Annotated in this window: 1 protein-coding gene; it reads left to right on the top strand. The window is 66.1% G+C overall.

Annotation, left to right across the window (positions count from 1 at the left end; all coding sequences use genetic code 11):
* A partial coding sequence (locus tag ACLJNW_RS27980) for an MlaA family lipoprotein (RefSeq protein WP_410961867.1) occupies window positions 1–242 on the top strand: 242 nt, incomplete at both ends.

Below are 242 nucleotides of genomic sequence, written 5' to 3'. Positions count from 1 at the left end.
ACCTGTTGCAGGCCAAGTTCCACAATGCCGGCGTGGACACCAGCCGCCTGCTGTTCAACAGCACCTTCGGCCTGGCCGGCTTGATCGACGTGGCGACCCCGATGGGCCTGCAGCGCAACGATGAGGACTTCGGCCAGACCCTGGGTTATTGGGGCGTCGGCAGCGGCCCGTACGTGATGCTGCCGTTCCTCGGCCCGAGCACGCTGCGCGATGCCCCGGCGAAGATCCCGGACATCTATGTC

Origin of the sequence: Salmonella sp. SAL4457 (genome assembly GCF_046548235.1) — a bacterium.
Lineage (GTDB): Bacteria > Pseudomonadota > Gammaproteobacteria > Enterobacterales > Enterobacteriaceae > Salmonella > Salmonella enterica.
Note: the sequence above shows the minus strand (reverse complement) of the source record. Positions and strands in the feature narration are given on the sequence as shown.